Origin of the sequence: Staphylococcus sp. acrmy (assembly GCF_022690565.1) — a bacterium.
In the GTDB taxonomy this organism is placed as follows: Bacteria; Bacillota; Bacilli; order Staphylococcales; family Staphylococcaceae; genus Staphylococcus; species Staphylococcus caledonicus.
Map to the genome: position 1 here is coordinate 279,012 of NZ_JALCVE010000001.1, position 22,168 is coordinate 301,179.

Annotated in this window: 20 protein-coding genes and 2 pseudogenes; 5 read left to right on the forward strand and 17 right to left on the reverse strand. The window is 36.1% G+C overall.

Annotation, left to right across the window (positions count from 1 at the left end):
- Nucleotides 1–14: 14 nt before the first annotated feature.
- The 3 genes from FH144_RS01365 to FH144_RS01375 form a co-directional block, all read right to left on the reverse strand.
- Complete coding sequence (locus FH144_RS01365) at nt 15–2,264, reverse strand: hypothetical protein (protein WP_242313359.1); 2,250 nt, start codon at nt 2,262–2,264, stop codon at nt 15–17.
- Nucleotides 2,265–2,538: 274 nt separating this feature from the next.
- On the reverse strand, nt 2,539–3,444 hold the full coding sequence (rarD, locus tag FH144_RS01370; protein ID WP_242313360.1) for an EamA family transporter RarD: 906 nt from the start codon (nt 3,442–3,444) through the stop codon (nt 2,539–2,541).
- 285 nt (nt 3,445–3,729) lie between these two features.
- Nucleotides 3,730–3,945 carry a zinc ribbon domain-containing protein gene (locus FH144_RS01375; protein WP_242313361.1) on the reverse strand — a complete coding sequence of 72 codons (216 nt, stop codon included), beginning with the start codon at nt 3,943–3,945 and terminating at the stop codon, nt 3,730–3,732.
- A 640-nt stretch (nt 3,946–4,585) separates the two neighbouring features.
- Here FH144_RS01375 and FH144_RS01380 point away from each other — a divergent pair.
- The 4 genes from FH144_RS01380 (at nt 4,586) to FH144_RS01395 (ending at nt 9,838) form a co-directional block, all read left to right on the forward strand.
- The gene (locus FH144_RS01380; protein WP_242313362.1) at nt 4,586–6,145 is read left to right on the forward strand and encodes a PTS mannitol transporter subunit IIBC; all 1,560 of its coding nucleotides are present in this window, start codon (nt 4,586–4,588) and stop codon (nt 6,143–6,145) included.
- A 104-nt stretch (nt 6,146–6,249) separates the two neighbouring features.
- Nucleotides 6,250–8,289: a BglG family transcription antiterminator gene (locus tag FH144_RS01385; RefSeq protein ID WP_242313363.1), complete on the forward strand. Its 2,040-nt coding sequence runs from the start codon at nt 6,250–6,252 to the stop codon at nt 8,287–8,289.
- Nucleotides 8,290–8,300: 11 nt separating this feature from the next.
- A complete protein-coding gene (locus tag FH144_RS01390; protein ID WP_103166426.1) occupies nt 8,301–8,735 on the forward strand; it encodes a PTS mannitol transporter subunit IIA in 435 nt (144 codons plus the stop codon).
- Nucleotides 8,735–9,838, forward strand: a complete 1,104-nt coding sequence (locus FH144_RS01395) for a mannitol-1-phosphate 5-dehydrogenase (protein WP_242313364.1) — start codon at nt 8,735–8,737, stop codon at nt 9,836–9,838. The genes FH144_RS01390 and FH144_RS01395 overlap by 1 nt, the downstream gene beginning before the upstream one ends.
- Nucleotides 9,839–9,958: 120 nt before the next feature.
- Here the strand turns inward: FH144_RS01395 and FH144_RS01400 are convergent, their stop codons facing one another.
- The 11 genes and pseudogenes from FH144_RS01400 to FH144_RS01445 all read right to left on the reverse strand — a co-directional run bounded on the left by FH144_RS01400 (nt 9,959) and on the right by FH144_RS01445 (nt 19,495).
- Nucleotides 9,959–10,732: a hypothetical protein gene (locus FH144_RS01400; RefSeq protein ID WP_242313365.1), complete on the reverse strand. Its 774-nt coding sequence runs from the start codon at nt 10,730–10,732 to the stop codon at nt 9,959–9,961.
- The gene (locus FH144_RS01405; protein WP_242313366.1) at nt 10,722–11,060 is read right to left on the reverse strand and encodes a PadR family transcriptional regulator; all 339 of its coding nucleotides are present in this window, start codon (nt 11,058–11,060) and stop codon (nt 10,722–10,724) included. The genes FH144_RS01400 and FH144_RS01405 overlap by 11 nt, the downstream gene beginning before the upstream one ends.
- A gap of 97 nt (nt 11,061–11,157) precedes the next feature.
- Nucleotides 11,158–12,060: pseudogene (locus FH144_RS01410) on the reverse strand (dihydrolipoamide acetyltransferase family protein); the annotation flags it as partial.
- Nucleotides 12,061–12,300: 240 nt separating this feature from the next.
- Nucleotides 12,301–12,468: pseudogene (locus FH144_RS12085) on the reverse strand (biotin/lipoyl-containing protein); the annotation flags it as partial.
- Nucleotides 12,469–12,486: 18 nt separating this feature from the next.
- Nucleotides 12,487–13,527: an alpha-ketoacid dehydrogenase subunit beta gene (locus FH144_RS01415; RefSeq protein ID WP_242313368.1), complete on the reverse strand. Its 1,041-nt coding sequence runs from the start codon at nt 13,525–13,527 to the stop codon at nt 12,487–12,489.
- Between the two features lie 15 nt (nt 13,528–13,542).
- Nucleotides 13,543–14,490: a thiamine pyrophosphate-dependent dehydrogenase E1 component subunit alpha gene (locus FH144_RS01420; RefSeq protein WP_242313369.1), complete on the reverse strand. Its 948-nt coding sequence runs from the start codon at nt 14,488–14,490 to the stop codon at nt 13,543–13,545.
- A gap of 36 nt (nt 14,491–14,526) precedes the next feature.
- Nucleotides 14,527–15,879: a dihydrolipoyl dehydrogenase gene (gene lpdA, locus FH144_RS01425; RefSeq protein ID WP_242313370.1), complete on the reverse strand. Its 1,353-nt coding sequence runs from the start codon at nt 15,877–15,879 to the stop codon at nt 14,527–14,529.
- Nucleotides 15,880–16,102: 223 nt separating this feature from the next.
- Entirely contained in the window at nt 16,103–17,395 is a 1,293-nt protein-coding gene (arsB, locus tag FH144_RS01430; protein ID WP_242313439.1) for an arsenite efflux transporter membrane subunit ArsB, read from the reverse strand.
- A complete protein-coding gene (locus tag FH144_RS01435) occupies nt 17,395–17,709 on the reverse strand; it encodes an ArsR/SmtB family transcription factor (RefSeq protein WP_242313371.1) in 315 nt (104 codons plus the stop codon). Before FH144_RS01435 ends, arsB begins: the two co-directional genes overlap by 1 nt.
- 125 nt (nt 17,710–17,834) lie before the next feature.
- Complete coding sequence (locus FH144_RS01440) at nt 17,835–18,254, reverse strand: carboxymuconolactone decarboxylase family protein (protein WP_242313372.1); 420 nt, start codon at nt 18,252–18,254, stop codon at nt 17,835–17,837.
- A 44-nt stretch (nt 18,255–18,298) separates the two neighbouring features.
- On the reverse strand, nt 18,299–19,495 hold the full coding sequence (locus tag FH144_RS01445) for a 3M3SH-releasing C-S lyase (protein WP_242313373.1): 1,197 nt from the start codon (nt 19,493–19,495) through the stop codon (nt 18,299–18,301).
- Nucleotides 19,496–19,628: 133 nt separating this feature from the next.
- Here FH144_RS01445 and FH144_RS01450 point away from each other — a divergent pair, with 133 nt between their 5' ends.
- Complete coding sequence (locus FH144_RS01450; RefSeq protein ID WP_242313374.1) at nt 19,629–20,474, forward strand: M23 family metallopeptidase; 846 nt, start codon at nt 19,629–19,631, stop codon at nt 20,472–20,474.
- A 118-nt stretch (nt 20,475–20,592) separates the two neighbouring features.
- On the opposite strand, the gene FH144_RS01455 is transcribed toward FH144_RS01450, so the two are convergent.
- From FH144_RS01455 to FH144_RS01465, 3 genes are all read right to left on the reverse strand, one after another.
- Nucleotides 20,593–20,730 (reverse strand): hypothetical protein, encoded by a 138-nt coding sequence (locus FH144_RS01455; protein ID WP_242313375.1) that lies wholly within the window; start codon nt 20,728–20,730, stop codon nt 20,593–20,595.
- Nucleotides 20,731–20,760: 30 nt separating this feature from the next.
- On the reverse strand, nt 20,761–21,429 hold the full coding sequence (locus tag FH144_RS01460) for a trypsin-like serine protease (protein ID WP_242313376.1): 669 nt from the start codon (nt 21,427–21,429) through the stop codon (nt 20,761–20,763).
- 220 nt (nt 21,430–21,649) lie between these two features.
- A complete protein-coding gene (locus tag FH144_RS01465) occupies nt 21,650–22,162 on the reverse strand; it encodes a DUF308 domain-containing protein (RefSeq protein WP_481914027.1) in 513 nt (170 codons plus the stop codon).
- Nucleotides 22,163–22,168: the final 6 nt, after the last annotated feature.

Sequence of the window (22,168 nt, forward strand, 5' to 3'; positions counted from 1 at the left end):
AATTATTTTTATTACTAAACTATTCCTTGATTTTTATCATAAACACTTTCTACAAACGCAATAATTTCAGCATCATCAGGCCCTTTTCTTTGCTCATATACCTCAATTAATAAATTATTATATAGTTCTTTAATAAAGTCTCTATGTGAGTTTGCAGCATACATTAATTTTAAAATTTTATTGAAGTCTTTATTTAAAAATGTTTTATTAATTATATACTCAAATTCTTCTTTACTCACACTACTCATTATTACAACCTCAATAAACTCTTCTTTTGCAATTCTAATCATTTGAACAGCATCATCTTCAACAAAGTTATCCATAATTTTTTTTACTGCCATTGTTGAAATAGCTCCTCCAATAGTTGCCCCAATAACTGTACCAATCCCTGGTAAAAATGAGGTTCCCAAAGCTGCTCCCCCAGCTAATCCACCTAAAGATCCAGCGCTTGTGGCTACTGTATTTTTTACAAGCTGTTTATAAGAAATTCTTCCTTTTAATATATTATAAACATCTGGCCCAAACGTCACAGCAACATTTATAGCTATCAAAGTTCCTCCGGTCACCATTTTTGTAGCGTTTTTAGAAGAATTTTTAGCAAACTTATTAACCACTTTTGTATTAATTAACGCTTGTCCTAATTTTTTTCCTGCCTGACTACCAGCAAATTGAGAAGCAATCATAAAAGTAAAACCGCTATAAGCAATAGGCTTTATGAATGAAATACTAGCTTTTTTAAAAGATTCCTTAGAGTCTAAGCCAGAGGTTCTACATGTCCAATACATCCATACACCTGAGACTATCGATCCAGGAATTGCCGTACTTGCCCCGTGTATAAAATCAATACCTGCAGAGTATTTAATCTTTTGTGCTAACGTTACAGTTTTTTTATTTCCTTGTGAGTCTATATAAACTGAATGTTTTTTACTATCAAATATACTTGTTTGAGCAATTTGTGCTTGATTGTAAGTTAAAGCACCTTTTTTTATATATTTATGTGCATTGTTAGGATTATTTTCATGGGGGACAGCCCCACCTTCTATTTTTCTCTTCATTTCTTTTATTGCTTCCGAATATTGATCTTTTGGAACCTCTAAAATCATCATTTTTTTCTTGTATATGTATTTAGCAGTTTGATGTTTATCTACAGTGTGGAACGCTGAATTCACACTAGCTTTAGCATTTTTACAATATTTTGTTTGAATGAATTTACCGTTTACAGCTCTATCTGGACCATTTTTTTTATTCTTATGACCGAAACCTTCAGCATTTTTCATTTTTAATTTATCAAACGCCGTTCCCGCATGTTCTCCAGCCACACCATAACCTTTGGCTTTTACTCGTTCACCAGTTGTTTTATCAGTTCTCTCACTAAATCTAGCGTTAATTTGAGACCTATTCAAGTCTTCATTCATTTGCAAACTAACATTTGCAAACTGAGCATTACTCATTGAATTTGAAATATTATTAATATCTAAGTTATCTTTAATATTCTCAAATATTTTCTCTAATTCTTTAGTTTGTTTATTTTCTTCAACTTCAGTTTCTGTAAATGCTTTATTTTTTAACGCTTCATTTACAATTTTAGACCACCCTGATTCAATAACAAAATTTATTTTATTTGCTAACGACTCTGGTAAATTTCTAACTATCATATTAGGACGTTCGTAATATAATAGATAAGATGTTTTTCCAAATCTATATTGCTTATATAAATTTTGAAATGGAATGCTAACTTTTTCATTTGTGTATTTTTCTTTCTTATCTTCTTTATTTTTATTTTTTATTTGTCTATTTAATACAATTTCGTTTGTAGTTATTAAATATCCATACTCCATAAACTTCATTTCATTTTTTGCTGGTTTCGCATTATATATAATAGGATAAACATCTTCAGATATATTTTGTTCAGTCCCCATGTTAAAATATTCTGCTCTGTTTATAGGAATATTTTCACCAATCATATCGCTCTCTATAGCCATACTTTCAATCTCACTACTAAATTCAATAGTATTATCTACTACTATATCCCCTTTTTTCCAATCAGAGATATTTTTTCTCTGTAAAAACAAAAGTATAGCTACAACGATGAAAACCAAAATTATTGATACTTTAAAACCGAGAAATAGAATAGTATAAAATAAAATATTTAATAATATAATACTTCCAATTGCTAAACCTATTGATTGTGCCAAAGACAATTTAATTTTCTTATAAAAAAATGCACTTAACCCTATAATTATTAAAAATCCCAAAAATTCCATATACCGTCTCCTATAAAGCTTCTATTTTAAAAAACACTATATAATTATATTTTAATTAAATTTTTATTTCTACAACAAATTGTGCACATTTTTTATTTAATTTATGTATTTGTAGTTTCAAAATTGTATCTATAATTAATCTTTGATAATAAATCTAATAAGTAATATTAAGTTGAAAGCTTGTGGTAAAAATTGAATTTTTTTACATAGAATTGAATTAAAAAAGGAATTCCTACGTTATATAGAAATTCCTTTACGATGTATTAAATTCACATTATTGAGGTCTAGCGTTACGTTTCATTTTCACGTATTGAGAAATACTATATAACGCGATACCAACCCAAATGAATATAAACGTAATCAATTGATGAATATCGAATGGTTCTTTAAAGGCGAAGATGCCTAGGATAAATATTAGCGTTGGGCTGACGTATTGAATAAAGCCAGTTAATGATAGTGGGATACGTTTAGCACCTGCTGAGAATAAGATCAGTGGCACTGCCGTAATCATCCCTGAAAATAGAAGCCAGAAACTATCCATATTTATACCTACTGAACTTTGACTCGTTTGCCATAAGTAAGCCATGTAAATAAGACCCGTCGGTGCAGTAACGATACATTCTATTGCGATACTACTCATCGCTTCAACTCGCACTAATTTTTTAAGCAAACCATAAATACCAAATGAAAATGCTAGCATTAGTGAAATAAACGGAAACTCGCCGACACGAATGGTCATGTAGACTACGCCCACCATCGCAAAGATAATAGCCAACGTTTCAAACTTATTAAATCTCTCTTTTAGGAAAATGAACGCCAATAGAATACTTACTAATGGGTTAATGTAATAACCTAAACTTGCCTGTAGCACATGTCCATTTGACACTGCCCATATGAATGTTCCCCAGTTTATCGTAATAACGTACCCCGCAATGATAATCACGATAAGTTGTATCGGATGTGAAACTAAATTTGTTATGTCTCGCTTAAATGTGTTCGTTTTCTTCAAAATGAAAATCATGAGCACCATAAAAATCATTGATAACACGATACGATAGGCAAGAATTTCAAACGCACTTATTCCCCCTATTAATTTCCAATAAATAGGAAGAACTCCCCATAATAAATGCGCACCTAACGCAAACAAGACTCCTTTTTTAAATTCAGTATTAGAATCCATAACCACACCTCCCAATTGTATTTCCATGGAAATAAAGTATTAAGATTATCGTACCAATAGTTACAACAATTGGATACATGTAAGTCCTACAAAATTAGAATTCTTGTTTATTTTAAGCTGAATTTCCCTGATTTTAGACACCCTGCACTATACAGCCACACAACCCGAAGCCTAACCTATAACATTTCCAACTGGTTACTATCCTCTTTACAAAATATGATCTTAAATTAAAGAAAACACAAAAAAACAGTGGCTCTTACCCCACTGTTTAAAAGTATTTATCTTTTATCCTCCAAAGAATAAATCGATGAAGTCTCTTTTTCTATTTGCACTTTCTTTATAGAACTCAGTATAACCACAATTTTTACATGTTATGGTTTTAAAGTTATTGTGCTGTAAATCTAATAATTTTGAGATTCCTGAACCTGTAGCTGATAACGTACCTTCTTCAACTTCAGTATGTCCACACTTAATACAACCTGTATCTTGTGTCTCTGACATATACCTCACTCCTTAAATATTTACTTATTTATTATTTAACCTATTTATCCTTTAAATAATCGTTCATTTCTTAAATAATGACCTCACGCCACAACGAATGTAGTTGAGCGACTCCTAGTGGAATAGAAAGTGCCGAGTGACCACAGGCACGAGCCTTTCCCACAGGAACGCGTCTCAACGAAAGTGAGTCCCTACCTACCACTTTGCTAAAAATAGCATCACTCAAACACCACAACAATAATATAGAGAATTACTCGAATAACCTCCCACGTCACAACGAACGCAGTTGAGCGACTCCTAGTGGAATAGAAAGTGCCGAGTGACTACAGGCACGAGCCTTTCCCACAGGAACGCGTCTCAACGAAAGTGAGTCCCTACCTACCACTTGTCATCCACGCCATCCTTCTCTTGCCATCCAATAACCACCTTCATCGTCACCATTTTTACACTCCTCTTGCTCCCTACGCCATCCTCATTTTCAATAAAAATAACCAACACAGACATTAATTTAGAATACTTCTAGTTATACATACTCTTGTCACATTTATTGTGACAAAGTCGCATTTTCTTTATGTTGTAGACGCTTTCTCTCCCCCTTACAATAAAGACACACAATAATAATAAAAAAAGAGGTGTAGTTATGGCTCAGACAGAAACACAAGAGAAAAAAGGTCTCGGCCGTAAAGTCCAAGCGTTTGGTTCATTCCTTAGTAGTATGATCATGCCAAACATCGGTGCGTTCATCGCATGGGGCTTTATCGCTGCGATTTTCATAGATAATGGTTGGTTCCCTAATAAAGAACTTTCTCAATTAGCAAGACCAATGATCACATACTTAATTCCATTACTTATCGCATTCAGTGGTGGCCGCTTAATCCACGACCTACGTGGTGGTATCGTTGCCGCGACAGCAACTATGGGGGTTATCGTTGCATTACCAGATACACCAATGTTACTTGGCGCAATGATTATGGGTCCTTTAGTAGGTTGGTTAATGAAGAAAATCGACCAATTCCTACAACCTAGAACACCACAAGGCTTTGAAATGTTATTCAACAACTTCTCAGCAGGTATTCTAGCATTTATTATGACAATCCTTGGCTTCAAAATCTTGGCGCCAATCATGCAATTCATTATGCATATCTTATCAGTGGCAGTTGAATTCTTAGTTCACCTTCACTTATTACCATTAGTAAGTATCATCGTAGAACCAGCTAAAATCGTGTTCTTAAACAACGCAATCAACCATGGTGTGTTCACACCACTTGGTACAGACCAAGCAGCACAAGTTGGTCAATCAATCTTATTCACAATCGAATCTAACCCTGGTCCAGGTTTAGGTATCTTATTGGCTTACATGATTTTCGGAAAAGGCACAGCCAAAGCAACTTCATATGGTGCAGGTATCATCCACTTCTTAGGTGGTATTCACGAAATCTACTTCCCATATGTATTAATGCGTCCGTTATTATTCTTAGCAGTTATTTTAGGTGGTATGACTGGCGTTGCTACTTACCAAGCAACAGGCTTTGGATTCAAGAGCCCAGCTTCACCTGGTTCATTCATCGTGTATTGCTTAAACGCACCTAGAGGCGAATTCTTACACATGTTATTAGGTGTTATCTTAGCAACAATCGTTTCATTCGCAGTTGCCGCATTAATCATGAAATTCACTAAAGAACCTAAACAAGATTTAGAAGCTGCAACAGCTAAAATGGAATCTAACAAAGGTAAAAAATCTAGCGTCTCATCTAAATTAACTGGTGCTACTACAGGCACTGGCGCAGCAAAAGAAGCAACTGACGATACAGCTAATAAAGATGATAAAGACGCATCATCTGAAGAAAATGCAGAAGACTTACTTGATGACTACAACACTGAAGACGTTGACGCTCACGACTATAGCAACGTTGACCATGTTATTTTCGCATGTGATGCGGGTATGGGTTCAAGTGCAATGGGTGCAAGTATGTTACGTAATAAATTCAAAAAAGCAGGTATTTCAGACGTTAACGTTACAAATACTGCAATCAACCAATTACCAAACGATGCACAACTTGTTATTACACAAAAAACATTAACTGACCGTGCAATCAAGCAAGTTCCAAACGCTATTCATATCTCAGTGGATAACTTCTTAAATTCTCCACGTTATGAAGAATTATTAAACAACTTAAAAAAAGATCAAGATAAAGAGTAAGAGAGTAAGGCGACGAAACCTTTGAAGTAACTTAGGTTTCCCCTTCTCTCCCATCACAAACTATCACTAAAAATAGAACTATAGTTTGCTAGGAGGGTACGACAATGTTGATGAGTACACGTGAAAAAGAAATCATTGAACTGTTAATCAAATATTACGGTCAATATGTCACGATTTACGAAATTGCTCAACAACTTGGCGTATCCTCTCGTACTATTCATCGTGAATTAAAGGACATTGAAACCTATCTTAAAGGATTTAATATCACGCTCGAACGTGCAAATAAGAAAGGCATTAAGCTATCCGGTGAGGATGTTCATTTTCAAGAATTAAAAAAAGAAATGGCCCAACATGAAACGGTTGATTTATCGGTAGAAGAACAGAAAGCCATTATCTTATACGCCTTGATTCAATCGAAGCATGCAGTGAAACAATATAGTTTATCGCAAGAAATTGGCGTGTCGGTGCAAACATTGACCAAACTACTCGACGACTTAGAACACGATCTCGCAAGCTATCAATTAACCCTTTACCGCAAACGTGGCGAAGGCGTCTATCTCGATGGCCCGGAATCGAAGAAACGTGAATTTCTAAGTCAGCTGATGGTCAATAACTTAAATAGTACGAGTGTCTACTCGGTTATCGAGAACCACTTCGTCTATCAATCACTTAACCAATCGCAACAAGCGCTCGTCGACTTGGACAGTATCTTTAATATTGAACGTATCTTAATGGATTATTTGGGCGAACTACCCTACACCTTAACCGAATCAAGCTATCTCACGTTAACCGTGCATATCGTGCTAAGTATCGCCCGCATTCAAAACGGCGAATACGTGTCGATTAATGAAGAGATTTACGACTCGGTAAAAGATACATTTGAACACCGAATCGCTACAGAAATTGCGAAACGGCTAGAAGGTTTATACGATATCGACTTTAATCAAGCTGAAGTGACATTCATCACCATTCATTTACGTGGCGCTAACAGACGAACGACCTCGCAAGTGTTTGAAAATAATGAGTTCGACGACCGCAAGATTCAAGCTTTTGTGAATCGCGTGGAACGTTTATCAGGCCAAAAGTTTGAAGATTATGCGACGCTATTTCAAGGATTGTCCTTGCATATCAATCCGGCGATTAATCGTTTAGAAGCTAATATCGAGACGTATAATCCACTTACCGAAATGATTAAGTACAAATATCCGCGACTCTTCGACATCGTGCATAAAGCAATCGACCAGACATGGCCGGAGTTAGCCTTCCCGGATAATGAAATTGCCTTTATTGTCTTGCACTTTGGTGGCTCTTTGAAAAGTCAGTCGAGCCAACTGCTACATGTTTTAGTTGTGTGTAGTAGTGGTATTGGAACCAGTCGCTTGTTAGCCACACGTTTGCAACAATCGTTTAGTGAAATTGAGAAGATTACACAGGCATCTGTGAGTGATTTGAAAATGTTGGACTTAGACGACTACGATGGCATTATCTCAACCGTCAAGTTGGATATTACAACGCCATTCATTACCGTCAACCCGTTATTACCAGAATCAGATGTCACATATGTGGCCTCATTTTTAAAAACGAAAGAGCATCGTGCGACGCGACAAGATACTAGTGATGTGAAACATTCAACCATTCACAACCCTGATAACATCATTAATAGCATGGAACAAGGCTTAGAATTATTGAATTCCATGCAAATTGAATATAAAGACGTAACTAATTGGAACAAATATTTAGCTGACTATCTTGAGGAGAACGGCGTAATTGCGCCGGGTAGTCAGACGTCATTCGCTGAGCTGTTGCAAGACAAGTTGAATCAGAATCCTGGTTGGGTCTTACACCCTTACCCTGTGGCTATTCCCCATATGAGAGACGATTTGATTCAACGCCCGTTGATCTTAATTACGATATTAAATCAAGAATTGGGCATGCAAAGTACTCAAAATGACCTTTTCAAAATTAAATATATGATTAGCCTATTTATCCCAAATAACGATGAAATGGCGCAACTAGTCGGGGAATTATCAGCAGAACTGGGTCATCACCTCGAGCAAATTGATGACTTTATGCAGAATCCCGACGCAATTAAACACATATTGAGAGATAGCTTTATAAAACGAATTCAAAATCAATTAACTTAGGAGTGTATCAAATGACTGAATTATTTAGTAATGACAATATCTTTTTAAACGTATCTGTAGGTAGCCAAGACGAAGCAATCGAGAAAGCTGGTCGCGCATTAGTAGACAGCGGTTCAGTAAACGAAGCTTATATCCAAGCAATGAAAGAACGTGAGAACGTAGTTTCAACATTCATGGGTAACGGTTTAGCAATTCCTCATGGTACAGACGAAGCTAAAGGTGAAGTCTTAGCATCAGGTTTAACATTACTTCAAATTCCTGAAGGCGTTGATTGGAACGGCGAAACAGTTAAAGTCGTAGTAGGTATTGCTGGTAAAGACGGCGAACATTTAGACTTATTATCTAAAATCGCGATTACTTTCAGTGAAGAAGAAAATGTTGACCGCATCGTTAACGCAAAATCCGCAGAAGAAATTAAACAAGTCTTCGAGGAGGCAGATGCATAATGAAAGCAGTACATTTCGGAGCTGGGAATATCGGCCGTGGATTTATCGGCTATATTCTGTCAGATAACAATGTCGATGTCACATTTGCAGATGTAAACGCGGAAATTATTGATGCTTTAGATAACGAAGGTGCGTATAACGTTATTCTTGCTAATGAAGAAAAAACAACTAGTCGCGTTACTGGCGTCAGTGCTATTAACAGTGGACAACATTCAGAAGAATTAAAACAAGCGATTCTTGAAGCAGATATCATTACTACTGCAGTAGGCGTGAACATCCTGCCAATTATTGCGAAATCATTTGCACCTTATCTAAAAGAGAAAGAGAATCATGTTAATATCGTTGCTTGTGAAAATGCGATTATGGCAACGGATACTCTAAAAGAAGCTATTTTAGATATCACTGGTCCATTAGGCGACAACATTCATTTCGCTAACTCTGCAGTCGATCGTATCGTTCCTCTTCAAAAGAATGACAACATCTTAGACGTGATGGTTGAACCTTTCTTTGAATGGGTTGTGGAAAAAGACGCATGGTACGGCGAAGAGTTAGACCATATTAAATATGTAGATGACTTAACACCTTACATCGAACGTAAATTACTAACTGTTAACACTGGTCACGCTTTATTAGCGTATGCCGGTAAATACTATGGCAAAGACACTGTATTAGACGCAGTTAAAGACGAAGCTATTTTAGCAGATTTACGCCAAGTGTTAGGTGAAACAAGCGAGTACATCACTGATAACTTCAGTTTCAGTAACGATGAACAAGCGGTTTATGTTGATAAAATTATTGGCCGTTTTGAAAATCCTTACCTATCAGATGAAGTGACACGTGTAGGTCGTGGCACACTTCGTAAAATTGGTCCAAAAGACCGTATTATGAAACCTTTAACTTACTTATATAAAAGTAACTTACACCGTAAAGGTTTAGTGAAAGCAGCTGCATTATTATTAAAATATGATGATATGGCAGACAAAGAAACTGTAGAAATGCGTGAGTATATCGACGCACATGGCGTGACAGCTTTCTTAAAAGAACATGCTAAAGCGAGCGATGGCTTAGCTAAAGAAATCGTTGAAGCATACGAAGCACTATAATATGAAATAAAATAAGCGTTTAATCACCTATCTAGTTGTTGAATGAACTAGAAATTAGTGATTAAACGCTTTTTTGTATTGTTTAGGAATGAGTCAATCAGGCTAAGAGCCCCAATTTTTCTAACGCTTTTTTGAATCTTCTTTGCGTAATTTATTACCTTTATAAATCGTATATATAATTTGGAAAAGCAATAAAGCCATTAATATTCCAAGTGAAATATACGTATATTGGATTTGTGAATGATTATGTGCAGTAAATAATTGTGCAATAATATTTGGTAAACACAATACAAATATTATTAAAGCGTAAACTTTTTGTTTAACAATAAAGCATGCCACCATAACACCAATAAGTAAAATTGTTCCTACAATAATACTTTGCGTTTGTGTTAAAGTCAGAATCGTATAAATAGGATGATGCTTTGTAATAAACGTACTTAATACCATGAGTAGAAATATAGAACCTCCTCCAATGAAGGCGTAGATATATGTGCGCTTTTGCTCACCATAATTTATAATTAATTTTTTATAAAGAAATAATACTCCAATACTAATTGCGAAAATAATGACTACGTTTAGTAAATAACTTAGCGTTAATGTAAATCCTTTTCTGAAGAAATCTGGAATAGTAAACAATGCGAACAAATAAATTACGAAGTAAGTTACATATTTGGGTAAGCCTTCGGTAAAGCTCATATGTTTAGAAAACTTATCGGCATATTGTTTTACCGGCGTATTAAGAATATCGCTCACATCTTCGCCATTTTGCTCTGCTGTTTCAAAGTGATCTTCTAATTCATCACCAATTGCGTGTATTTCTTTTTCATCTTTACCTCTAAATAATAATTCAGTTTTAAGCTTAAACAAATAATCTTCCGCTTCTTTACTTATCATCCTTATCACTCCCGAATAAATGTGTCATTCCTGAGTTGAGGTAATACCACTTTTCCTTAAACTGTTGGAGTTCTTTCTGGCCACTTTCAGAAATAGTATAGTACTTACGTTTAGGTCCACCATTATCTGATTTGCGCGTTGTTGTTTTGACGTACCCTTTCTTACTTAATCGCAGTAAGACCGGATAGATACTACCATCGCTAATTTCAGGAAATTGATTTTCTTTTAATTTCTCTAAAATTTCATATCCATAGGTTTCACCTTTTGCTATAAGTCCAAGTATGGCACCATCTAAAAGCCCCTTCATCATTTGATTTGATACTGACATATAATCACCTTTTACTAACTATCTTATAATATAAGATAGTCTATTATAAAAAAGAAGTCAACTATCTTACGATAAAAGATAGCTGACTTACTCAAATTTACAAGATTAATAGGTATGGATTTTCAATATATTTAGCTAGAACTTTTAAGAAATCTGCTGCGCTAGCGCCATCTAAGATTTGATGATCGAATGTTAAGCTAAGCGGAATACGAGACACTTGTTTAACACTACCCGCTTCTAAGACGACTTCTTTAGACAATGCGCCTACACCTAAGATGCCTGTTTCTCCACGATTTAAAATTGGTGTGAAGTATTCGATGTCACTTGTACCCATATTCGTAATCGTGAAGGTTGCGCCTTGTAGTTGGACGTCATTCGTATTACCTTCTCTTACGGCTTCAGCTGCAGCTTTAATTTCTTTAGCTAAAGCTCCAATACTTTTTGTATCGGCTTGTTGAATCACTGGCACCATAAGTCCTTCGTCTAATGATGTCGCTACGCCAAGATGTACATCATCATATTCTGTGAGTTCTCCATCTTCATAACGTGCATTCATCGCACCATATTCTTTGAGCGCTAAAACAATAGCTTTAGCTAATAATGCAGTAACCGTAAGTTTAACCTCTTGGTTGGCATCGGCTAATTCAGTAGAGAGTCGCTCTTTAAAGTCTAATAAGCGGTCGGCATCAACTTTACGATGTAAGGTTAATTGGGCTGTTTCGGCTAGGCTTTGACGCATGTTCTGGGCAATACGTTTACGCATCGGGTTAAGTCCTTCACCAATCTTAGTACTATCAAATCCACTCGCAGTTTGACTGCCAGTTGTTTCAGACGCTACTTCTGAAGTTTCATTACCTTCATAATCATAGCCTTGGTCTGCGACGCGTTGAATATCAAGTTTCGTAATACGTTGATTACCGCCTGTACCTTTGATGCGTGTAATATCTAAGTCTTTCTCTTCGGCCATTTTACGCGCTAATGGTGAGATAAAGATACGTTGCCCATCTGTATGACCTTGATTTGATGTGCTTTCTGATGAACGCTGCTGCTCTGCGTGTGCTACTTCAGCTTCATCTTTATTTGTGCCATCTTCTTGTTTGTCTTCTGCTTGCGTTGGTTTAGAGGTTTGTTCATCTGTCTCAGCATCCTCGTTATCGCCAGTGCTTTCGCCTTCTTCTCCAATCACACCAAGTACAGATTTAACTTTAGCTTCATCGCCAGCTTGCACTTTGATTTCAAGTAGCGTACCACTCGCTGGCGCTTCCACATCTTGTGTTAACTTTTCAGAGCTAATAGTCACAATGCTTTCGCCTTCTTCTACGGTATCGCCTTCAGCTTTGAACCACTCTTCCACTGTGCCTTCTTTCATCGTCATACCTAGTTTCGGCATAATAATATTTTCACTCATCGTCTCATCCCCCCTTACTTAGGCATTTACTTGTTTTAAATCTTCAATAAGTTCAGAAGCTACATCTAGCACTTTGTCTACGCTTGGAATGTAAGCTTCTTCTAAGTTAGCCGCAAATGGTACGGGTGTATCTGGTGCAGTGACTTTCTTGATTGGGCCATCTAGATAATCGAAACCGACATCTCCAATGACTGATGCCACATCGCCGGCAATATTACATTGTGGGTTAGACTCATCGATGACAATGAGACGCCCAGTTTTCTTCACTGATTCTAGAACGGTCTCTTGATCCCATGGTGATACTGAGCGTAAATCGATTACTTCGACTGAGATATTGTCATCCGCTAGTGTATCAGCCGTTTCTTCTGCGACGGCAACCATTTTCCCAATAGCAACAATAGTTAAATCATCGCCTTCACGTGTAACATTGGCTTTCCCAATCTCTACTGTGTAAGGTTCTTCAGGCACGTCGCCTTTTTGACCTAACAATGTTTTATCTTCTGAAAATACTACTAAATTATCATCTTGTATGGCAGCCATTAACAATCCTTTGGCATCATATGGGTTAGACGGTACCACCACTTTAACGCCTGGGATGGCAGCGAACATGTTATATAAAGATTGAGAGTGTTGTGCTGCCGCGCCAGCACCTGCGCCATGTACGGTACGAACAACAAGTGGAATCTTCGCTTTACCGCCAAACATGTATCTCATTTTTGCGCCTTGGTTTAAGATAGGGTCTAAACCAAAACCAATAAAGTCGTTAAACATCAATTCAGCAATCGGACGCATCCCTGTTGCTGCTGCCCCTACAGCTGCACTCAACGTAATATGTTCTGCAATAGGTGTATCGATAACACGATCACGGCTATATTTTTTAGCAAGTCCTTTAGTTACTCCGAATACGCCACCAAAGGTATCATCGTCTTTAATATGTTCAACGCCGGCACCACCTGACACATCGGTACCGATTAAAATAACATTGTCATCTCGTTCCATTGACTGGTCGATTGCTTCGTTAATTGCTCCCATAAATGTTAACTTACGTTCTTCACTCATAGTTATAACCCCCTTTTAGGCAAATACGTCTTCGTGTAAGGCATCAACGTCTGGTAACTCACTATTATCTGCGTATTTTACGGCATCTTCGACAGCTTGTTCGGCTGCTTTTTCAATGTCATTGGCTTCATCTTCAGTTAACCAACCTTCTTCAAGTGCTTGTCTTCTGAAGTCTTCTGTCGCGTTTTTATCGGCGTTACGATCGTCTGGTGATTTAACTTTTTGTTCGTCACCTTCGAAGTGACCGTATTTACGGTAGGTATCACATTCAATTAACGTTGGGCCGTCACCATTTTTAGCACGTTCCACCGCTTCTTTCGCTGCTTTATACACTTCAACTACGTCCATACCGTCAACACGTACACCAGGCATATTATAAGCACTCGCACGTTCAGCAATTGTTTCAGAAGCACTCGCATACTTATGTGTTGTACCTTCGCCGAATTGGTTATTTTCACAAACAAAGATGACAGGAAGGTTCAAGATTGAAGCAAAGTTTAAACCTTCATGGAAATTCCCTTCATTTGCAGCACCGTCGCCGAAGAAACAAATGGCAACATTCTTTTTACCTTGGTTACGTATTGAAATCCCTGCACCTGTCGCAAGGCCAAAGCCACCACTGACGATACCATTAGCACCTAACATCCCTTTATCAATTTCAGCTACGTGCATTGAGCCACCTTTACCGTGGCCAAGACCATCACGTTTACCCATGATTTCAGCCATCATACCGTTTAAATCACAGCCTTTAGCAATCGCATGTCCGTGTCCACGGTGCGTACTTGTAATATAATCATCGTCTTCTAGTTGGGACATCACACCTGTGGCTACTGCTTCTTCACCAACATATAAATGCACAAAGCCTGGAATCTTACCATCACTAAAGATTTTATGCACTTTCTCTTCAAAGTATCGGATTTCGTTCATCGTTTTATAAATCCAACGTGCTTGTTCTTTTTCCATCGTTAGTTCCCCCTATCGTTCACTGGTTTCATATCGCTACATGTGAATCGCTTGGCCAAAGTAATGTTCGGCACTTTCCCCAATTGCTTCAGACAGAGATGGATGCGGTTGAATAATATGAGCCAGTTCATTAAGTGTTCCCTCGGCAGCTTTAACGCCTAAGATTTCACTGATTAAATCTGTCGCATGTGGCCCTACCACAAAGGCACCGAGAATTTCTCCATATTGCTTATCCGCAACGAGCTTAATAAAGCCTTCTGTCTCACCTTTAATAATTGCTTTAGCATTTCCTTGAAAAGTAGATTGCGTCACGTTAACTTCATAACCTGCTTCTTTTGCTTGTGTCTCAGATAACCCTACTGACGCCGCTTCAAGACGCGTATAAATACAACGTGTAATATCTTCTTGGCGAATCGTTTGAAGATGTTGGCCGGCAAGTGTTTCGGCTACATGAATCCCATGCGCACTCGCTGCATGTGCCAATTGGTAGCCTGGTACTAAATCGCCAATTGCGTAAACATGTTGGCGACTTGTTTGGTAATGCTCATCTACTTGTACATATTTTCCATCCATTTCAAGATGCAGTGTTTCTGCAATTGCAGCGTTAGGTTGACGTCCGGTCGCAAGGAGTAATGTGTCGAATGGTACCGGATCATGACCTTCGATATCGATACTATCTTTGTTCACTTTCTTAATATTTGAATTAGTGATAATGTGAATGCCTTGGTTATCTAAATGTTGTCTTATTAAGTCACGCACTTCTTCAATTTCGGTTAATAAGATATTCTCGCTTACTTCGAGGATGGTAACGTCGACGCCTAAATCGGCCATAGAAGAGGCCAGTTCAGTTGCGATGACGCCACCTCCAATAACCGCTAGTTTCTTAGGTAACGCTTTTAAATCAAAGAACGTATCTGTCGTTTCATAATCCACATTATCTAATCCTTTGATTGGTGGCACGAAAGGTTTACTACCTGTAGCAAGTAGAATATCTTGCGCTTTATACGTCTTGTCGTTCACTTTAACTTCTAAGTCATCGGTTACGGTTGCTTCGCCTTCAATATAGTCAACTTTATTTTTCTTAAGTAACTGTTTCACGCCACCTGTTAACGTTTGAACTACTTGTTTCTTACGTTGAACCAATTTTGAAACATCAACATTAACTTCACTAGTTGAAATGCCCCAGTCATTGGCAACTTGAATGTCATGCACTTTCGTACCGTGTTCAAGAAACGTTTTAGAAGGTATACAGCCAACATTTAAACATGTTCCGCCGGCGTTCACTTTCTCGATGACAGCCACTTTCTTACCCATTTGTGCAGCTCGAATCGCCGCTACATAACCACCTGGGCCTGCTCCGATGACGATTAAATCATATGCTTTACTCATTGATGTTGCCCCCTCCCTTTCTTTCATTCATATCGCTATGCGCTCCCAACGATTTTGAAACACAGAAATAAGAAGGTTTTATTTCAAATGTAAGCGTTTTCTTATTTCTTTAATTACATTTTATACTCTAAATTCAAAATACTCAAATAATTTAAAGTTTTAATTATTTAAAAATTTTAACAGTATTTCAAAAATAAAAGACGAGGCCTGGCCCCGTCTTTTATTAAAATAGTATAAGTGTAAGGTATAAACCTAATAATGTTACAAATAGCACTGGACTCGTAATGACAATGCCTGTTTTAAAATAAGTTCCCCAAGAAATTTTTATGCCTTTTTGTGTAAGCACATGTAACCATAGTAATGTTGCTAGAGAACCAATTGGTGTGATTTTCGGTCCTAAATCAGAACCAATTACGTTCGCATAAACCATACCTTCTTTAATCGCTCCACTGACACTAGATTGTCCTATGGCTATAGCATCAATTAATACAGTTGGCATATTGTTCATAATTGAAGATAAAAAGGCTGATATAAAGCCCATTCCCATAATACTGCTCAATAAGCCGTAACTTGAAATATGAGATAGTACATCGGCTAATATTGTGGTAATGCCTACGTTTTTCAAACCAAATACCACTAAATACATTCCAATTGAAAATATAACAATATTCCATGGTGCACCTTTAAGTACTTTTTTAATACGAACAGCTTTAGATTTACATGCTAATAGCATAAAAACAATTGCAATAACGCCTGCAACAATGGATACAGGAAGATGAATAACTTCGCTTACAAGATATCCTATAAATAGCACACCTAATACTACCCAGGAAATTTTAAATAACCGTTGATCTTTAATCGCACTTTTAGGTAGTGAAATATTATCAGTATTAAACGTGCTTGGTATTGATTTTCTAAAATATAACCATAAAACTACGATACTTGCGCATAAAGAGAATAGATTAGGAATAATCATCCGACTAAAGTACTCTAGGAAACCAATATTAAAGTAATCGGCAGACACGATGTTAACCAAGTTACTCACGATTAAAGGTAGTGATGTCGTATCCGCAATAAATCCACTCGCTATAATAAATGGGAAAATAATTTTCTTATCAAATCCTAAGTTTCTTACCATTGCCAGTACAATAGGTGTCAAAATTAGCGCAGCCCCATCATTAGCGAAAAACGCAGCTACAATAGAACCTAACAACATAATAAAGATAAACATTCTTAGGCCGTTGCCTTTTGAAGCCCTAACCATATGTATAGCCGACCATTCAAAGAAACCAATTTCATCTAAAATTAGAGAAATAAGAATAATAGCGACAAATGTCAGCGTCGCATTCCAAACTATGCCTGTAACTTCAGCTACATCAGAGAAACTTACTACACCTGTAATAATAGCTATGATAGCCCCGATTAACGCCGTAATACCAATATCTAACCCTTTAGGCTGCCACACTACAAAAATTAAGGTTATAAGAAATATTGCAATTGCTAAAATAGTCATTATTAACATTCACCTGATTTCATATTTTTACATATACATCGTTCATTTGAAGTACGGAGGTTAGTTAAATCTTGGTGAATATTATCTAATAGTTGGTAATTAAGTTGATACATACGTTTATTTCCTTCTTTTCGAGTAGTAACTAACTCATTATCCACTAAGGATTTCATGTGATGACTCAACGTTGGTTGCGAAAATTGAAAATGCTCCCACAAGTCGCCTGCACATAACTCCCCACATGACAGTAAATCTATAATTTCCAATCTACTTGGATCCGATAAAACCTTAAGCATTGCCGATAACTCTTTATAAGACATACACTACCTCCTCAACACTTAATAGATTAACACCTATATAGATATAAATCTATGTAAGTAAAAAACTCCGATTGAATATTTGGCTCAATCGGAGTTTACTATTTTGATTTTTAATTGAGTAAGAACTAACTTTCGTTAACAGGTTCTAATTTCATAATTGCACCGAAGTTTTGTTGGGCATTTGTAAAAGTAATAAATGAAACAAGTTCAACAATTTCTTGTTCATTCAAGTTTTCTTTTAACACATTAATAATATTATCTGGTATTTGGTCGCCCATTTTAATAAAAACTTCCGCAAAGCCTATACAAACTGCTGATTTTTCATCTTTAAGACTGCCGGTAGGTTCACCTTTTGCTTTACAGTACATACATCCATTCTTTTGAGCTAGCATTCTTCGTATTTCTTCTTTTAGTTCTTTACTAAGCGCCCCATCATTTTCTAGTAAATCGCTTAATCGCGTCCAAGATGTCATTAATTCTTGTTGATGACCTAATAATCTTTGAAAAGGCGTCATTCCATTTGTTGAATAATCTATAATAGTCATAATGCTTCTCCTCTTAAAATCTGTGAATTTCTAAACCACAATATTTATACTAATGCGTCTTTAATTTTTTGTAGGCCTTTTTGCATAATTTCGCGTGGGACGGCGAGGTTAATTCTTACATGGCCGTCTGCATTGTGTACGAATTGTTCTTGTCCTTCTATAATTACGCCGGCATTTTTAATAAAGTATTTGGCTAGTGGTTCGTTAATATTATTTTCTTTAATATAATAACTTAAATCTACCCAGGCTAAGTAGGTTGCTTCAGGGATTTTAAATTCTGCATGTGGCAGTTCACGCTCTAGGAAGTCGGCTAGGTATTGGAAATTGCCATCTAAATAATCATTCATGGCTTCCAACCAGTCTTCGCCCTTTTCATAAGCAGCTTGAGTCGCAACAATACTTAATGGATTCTCAGAACTGAAGTGATGACGTTTCCAGATATTTAATAAACGTGTATTAGGAATAATGATATTTGAGAACATTAGCCCTGCAATATTAAATGCTTTACTTTGAGACATAGCGGTGATGATCTTGTCATAATCTGGAATAGCTTTAGCGAACGGCGTATGTGTTTGCCCACTACGTTTAATATCACAATGAATTTCATCAGAGATTAACCACACATCATTATCTTTCATAATTTGACCAAATTGGCGTAATTCCTCTTCTGACCAAACTCTACCTGTCGGGTTATGAGGGTTCGCAAAGATACATAATTTAATATTCTCTGTTTCTACCTTTTTGCGTACATCTTCAAAGTCAATTTCATAATATCCATTATGATTAATCATTGGGGAATATACGGTAGAAATATGATTTTTGTCACATGCCATTTTGAAAGGTCCATAGCTCGGCGTAAGAATAAGTGCTTTGTCATTTTTATCACAAATATAGCCTACCAATTCTATTAATCCCGCTACGATACCATGTGAGAATACGAGTTGTTCTTGGGGAAAAGTATAACCAAAACGACGTTCCGTCCATGATACAAAAGCATCATAGTATTCTGAACCAAAGATGTTGGTATAACCTAGTATTTTCTTATCAAGGCGGTCACGTATAGCGTCTAGCACTACTTCTGGTGTAGCAAAATCCATATCTGCCACCCACATACGAATTAATTCATCGTTATCTTCTATATCTGAAACATCGGCGTCACCAAATAAGTAGCCTTTATAGCCTTCTACGTTCATCGCGTTGGTATACCGACGATCAATAATTTCATCAAAATTATAGCTCACGTTTCATCCTCCTATTGTCCATATCTTACGTTCTATTTTAATACTTACCTTCATTTAATTCACTTAATGCAATTTATGATATTTTGGAAAAAGAAATTGTGATAGATATAATAAAAAGAAAGGAGCGTATAATATGTTTAACATTGAAGAATCATATTTAGATTCCATTAATCATGGCCAATACAAAGTAATCTATAATAATCTGTCTCCTGAATTAAAAAAACATGTGAAGAAAAGAGAACTTAAAAAAATCATAAAAAAATATAATAGTTCCAACCATATACTCTATAGCAACTTTTCAATTAATAATATCAAACATGTTGTTTTTATTAGCAATAATCAAAAGCAAGGTGCGTATTTAGCCATTAATAATAGCAATCAAATTGAAGGTTTATTTTTGACTTATTTGGATGCAAAAGATCATGCGCCTACAACTTCTCTTAAATATTATATGCCTATTGATAAGCAATGGACTGTTTTTTGGGGTGGTAATAATAAATTAGTTAATTACCATTACGACATTATTAGTCAACGATATGCTTATGATTTGCTAATAGCTCATAATGGCTTTACTTATTTAAATGAAGGTAGAGAGAATGATGACTTTTACGCTTTTAACCAAAATATTTTAGCACCTTTAGAAGGCGTAGTTGTAGATGTACGTAATAATTTACCTGATAATATCCCGGGAAATACAGACATTGAACACCCTTCTGGCAATTATGTGATTATTAGGCACACTGAAAATGAATACAGTATGATTGCTCATTTTAAACATAATTCAATTTGTGTGAGCCCAGGAGAAAAAGTAGACAAAAACACAATTATCGGCAAATGCGGAAATTCTGGTAATTCTACTGAACCTCACATTCATTTTCAAATTACAGATACGCCGCTCCCTACTAATAGTTGTAAATCACTAAAAATTAACTTTGCTAATTTAGAAAATCCAATTAGAGGGTCTGTTGTAGAAAGATAATTCACTAAAATAATGCATTAATATCTTAACCTCAAAAACCCCAAAACATATAAAAATAGCTATGAATAAGCTCTGTGACAATAGAAAATTTCATAGCTATTTTTTAGCATCTTGATTATTATTTAATATTTTTAACAATGAATGAACGGATGCTGCCTGTGAATTTAAAGCCTCCCGCAAGTTCATTGCCTGTTGTGCCGTTTAAATTCCAACCATACGCAGAGATACCAATTACTTGGTTGCTGCTTGTTAACATAGGTGAACCAGAACCACCAGATCTAAAGATTTATTTGTTCATAATTTCTCGGCCGTTCGTTGTTGTTTTTAAGAATCTAGCATGTGATTCCCACATTCTTGTATTATCTTCTGTTGGACCGTATTTATAATATTTATCATAACCTGGTGCTTTAATTTTAGAACCAGTTTTCAATTTATTAATTGTTGAAGTGCTAGCAAGTTTTAATGGTTTAAGATAACGACTCATATCTTCTTTTGTGTGAACGATAACCGCATCAGCATTTGGAACACGTTTGATTTGTGTAGATTTAAAAGTGTATTTCTTCGTTGAACCATTACGACCAGTAACGATTTTTACATCCTTCGCACTAGCTACCTTACCATTACCATCCTGAACTACGTGCAGATTTGTCATATATGTATGTGGTCCAATAATAAAGCCCGTACCCATACTATCTTTATTTTTACCTTTCCAACCATCTAAATTAGTAACACGTCCAACCGCATCATAACCTGATTTAGAAGGGTTAGTAATTCTATTGATTGAGACACTGCCCGCTTTAGATTTTAAATTAACCGCTTGGTAGTAATTGGTATTGCTTAAACCATTGTATGGATACGATGCTACAGCAGCATCGGCATCACTTGTTGGTAACAGAAATGTCGCACTAAGCGCCACTGCCCCTATAACGCCAGAGAGTTTAGTTAACTTTTTCATTTCACTTTGACCTTCATTTCGTTTATTTATTTTTACTACTGAAAATTAATTAAGACATCTAAATAGTACCATGAAACCATTTACCATAGTACCACTATATGATAATTGTTTTATATTATCGTTATATATTTGTGTAGTTTAAATTAATTTTTAACAAAAAAATAAGGCTAAGCCATAATATAAAAAATAGCTTAGCCTTTAGCTTTAACAATATATTAAATTACGCTAATCCATCAATAATATAAGTAATACCTAGAATCGCAAATGTAATAGCAATCATAGTAGATACTAAAACCATACCCATCATCGGGTTAAATAGTAAGATAACACCTAAAATAAGTCCTAAAATATTTACAATTATTGATAATCCTCTTAACGTACTTTGCTTAGAAATTGTGAATAATCCGATTAGTGAACTTACAATGAACCAAGCCGCAAACATAAAGACGAAGAATTCAGAGCTTGCGCCAACATTAAACATTACAAGTAAACCAAAGATGATATCAATAATACCTATCACAATGATTAGTCCTGTGCCTCCACCGGCGAGTGCTTTCGTAGCACGACGGAACATCAATTGAATAATACCGTTAATGAGAATGAATAATCCGATTAGCCATGTGAGCGTGTAGAAATTTTTCACTGGATAGCTAAATATAATAACCGCGACGATAAGTAATAGCGTCCCCATAATTAAACTTGACCATTTCAATTTATTATTATCTTGCGCCAAAGTGAC

Excerpts from the sequence above, each read along its gene's own strand:
- FH144_RS01385 (WP_242313363.1), top strand. The coding sequence starts at position 6,250 with ATGTTGATGAGTACACGTGAAAAAGAAATCATTGAACTGTTAATCAAA.
- FH144_RS01395 (WP_242313364.1), top strand. The coding sequence starts at position 8,735 with ATGAAAGCAGTACATTTCGGAGCTGGGAATATCGGCCGTGGATTTATC.
- FH144_RS01440 (WP_242313372.1), bottom strand. The coding sequence starts at position 18,254 with ATGACTATTATAGATTATTCAACAAATGGAATGACGCCTTTTCAAAGA.
- FH144_RS01435 (WP_242313371.1), bottom strand. The coding sequence starts at position 17,709 with ATGTCTTATAAAGAGTTATCGGCAATGCTTAAGGTTTTATCGGATCCA.
- FH144_RS01400 (WP_242313365.1), bottom strand. The coding sequence starts at position 10,732 with ATGATAAGTAAAGAAGCGGAAGATTATTTGTTTAAGCTTAAAACTGAA.
- FH144_RS01415 (WP_242313368.1), bottom strand. The coding sequence starts at position 13,527 with ATGAGTGAAGAACGTAAGTTAACATTTATGGGAGCAATTAACGAAGCA.
- FH144_RS01420 (WP_242313369.1), bottom strand. The coding sequence starts at position 14,490 with ATGGAAAAAGAACAAGCACGTTGGATTTATAAAACGATGAACGAAATC.
- FH144_RS01450 (WP_242313374.1), top strand. The coding sequence starts at position 19,629 with ATGTTTAACATTGAAGAATCATATTTAGATTCCATTAATCATGGCCAA.
- FH144_RS01460 (WP_242313376.1), bottom strand. The coding sequence starts at position 21,429 with ATGAAAAAGTTAACTAAACTCTCTGGCGTTATAGGGGCAGTGGCGCTT.
- FH144_RS01365 (WP_242313359.1), bottom strand. The coding sequence starts at position 2,264 with ATGGAATTTTTGGGATTTTTAATAATTATAGGGTTAAGTGCATTTTTT.
- rarD (WP_242313360.1), bottom strand. The coding sequence starts at position 3,444 with ATGGATTCTAATACTGAATTTAAAAAAGGAGTCTTGTTTGCGTTAGGT.
- FH144_RS01380 (WP_242313362.1), top strand. The coding sequence starts at position 4,586 with ATGGCTCAGACAGAAACACAAGAGAAAAAAGGTCTCGGCCGTAAAGTC.
- FH144_RS01405 (WP_242313366.1), bottom strand. The coding sequence starts at position 11,060 with ATGTCAGTATCAAATCAAATGATGAAGGGGCTTTTAGATGGTGCCATA.
- FH144_RS01455 (WP_242313375.1), bottom strand. The coding sequence starts at position 20,730 with ATGTTAACAAGCAGCAACCAAGTAATTGGTATCTCTGCGTATGGTTGG.
- lpdA (WP_242313370.1), bottom strand. The coding sequence starts at position 15,879 with ATGAGTAAAGCATATGATTTAATCGTCATCGGAGCAGGCCCAGGTGGT.
- FH144_RS01390 (WP_103166426.1), top strand. The coding sequence starts at position 8,301 with ATGACTGAATTATTTAGTAATGACAATATCTTTTTAAACGTATCTGTA.
- FH144_RS01375 (WP_242313361.1), bottom strand. The coding sequence starts at position 3,945 with ATGTCAGAGACACAAGATACAGGTTGTATTAAGTGTGGACATACTGAA.